At 62.4% G+C, this 1,485-nt stretch carries 1 protein-coding gene; it reads left to right on the forward strand.

Going from position 1 to position 1,485, the window contains the following annotated elements; all coding sequences use genetic code 11:
- A partial coding sequence (locus tag HC022_RS26395; protein WP_368484835.1) for a plasmid recombination protein occupies nt 1-1,415 on the forward strand: 1,415 nt, incomplete at its 5' end.
- Between the last annotated feature and the right edge of the window lie 70 nt (nt 1,416-1,485).

Below are 1,485 nucleotides of genomic sequence, written 5' to 3' on the forward strand. Positions count from 1 at the left end.
CGAAGATCGACGATGACCGCCAGCCTCGCGATCAGCTACGCTCGCGGCTTCCTACACCACGCCGCGGGGCACTATCGAAGCAGAATGCCCCAGTCATCATGGCGGGCATCATCACTTTCGGAACGGTGGCCGCCGAACTGTTCGGGTCCCTTACTGTCGACCAACAGGACGCGGCATTCCGGGAACTGGCAAAGGCGGTGGCGTCGGAGCTGGATACATCGCTCGAATCCTTGGTGGTTCACCTGGACGAGACGACCATCCATGCGCATTTCACGGTGCGCGCTTACACGGATGCGGGTCTTTCGATGAGTGAAGCCGCGAAACGCGGCACGCTCTCACGGCTTCAGGACCTCGCAGCCGAGGTCATGCAAGGCTACCACAGCGGAATCGAGCGAGGGCATCGCAAGTGGGACCGTATCGCGGCCGGCGCGGAGTATCCCGATACCCTTCATCGCAGTGTGCGCGAGTTGCACTACGACCTTCCTCTTGAGATTGACGCGCTGCGGCAGCAGTCAGCCCAGGCGAACCGAGAACTGGAGACGCTCCTCGACGATCGGGACATGCAGCGGAGGGAGCTCGATACTCTGATTGCCGACCGTGATGAAGTCGATGCGGGTCTCGATGTCGCTGGCGAAGAGTTGCAATCGCGGCAGCTGGAACTTGTACGGATCAGGGAGGACGAAAAGGCGCATCGTGCCGAGCTCGATGCGCTGAAGGCTTCCGCCGAGAAGACGCGTCGCCACCTGGCGGAACTCGACGCCAAAGCGGTCGAAGAGGAGAAGAAAGCGAAGCGTCGGCAGACCTATCTGCTTCGTCTCGAAAAGAAGGAGGCCGCGATTGCGGCACAGGAAACAGAGCTTGCGCTGAAAGAGGCGACGGCCCGGGAGGCTGAAGCCGCGGTCGCGGAAAAAACTCGCCTCATCGAGGCGCGCGAAGCAGAGCTGGCGCAGCGCGAGCAGCGCCAGGCGGAACAGGCGGACGTCGCGCAAGCGCGCGCGGCCGATCTGGATGCCCGTGCGGGCGAAATCTCTCTCAGAGAAAGGGAAGTGGCGGCGGCGCGCAGCGAGTTGGTGTTGGAAGCGGAGGAGGTATGGGCGCAGAAAGAGGAGCTGGATGCGAGCCTCGCAGCAATCGACCATGTGGTCGGGGAGGTTGAGGCAGCGGGAGTCCAGGTGCTGGATGACGGAAGGCTTCAGGTCACAGATCCCGCGCCGATCATCGCGGCACCGAAGCCACTGCGGGTTCGCCTGTTGCCCAACATTCGCAGGCTGGTACGGAAGATGGACGAGACCGAGAAGCGGGCATCGTGGGTCGAGGCGATGATGACACGTGTGCAGAGGCTCTTGGGCCGTTCGGATCTGCCGCAAGAGGTTGAGGCCGAAGCCAGTGAGATCCAGCGCGATTGGCAGGTTTGACTGTACACGCGGAACGGTTGGTTCAACTTGTCCAACGGACACAGGGTGTCAACGGCGGAGCAAAAACCGG

It is taken from the genome of Salipiger sp. HF18 (assembly GCF_011806505.1).
Taxonomy (GTDB): Bacteria; Pseudomonadota; Alphaproteobacteria; order Rhodobacterales; family Rhodobacteraceae; genus Salipiger; species Salipiger thiooxidans.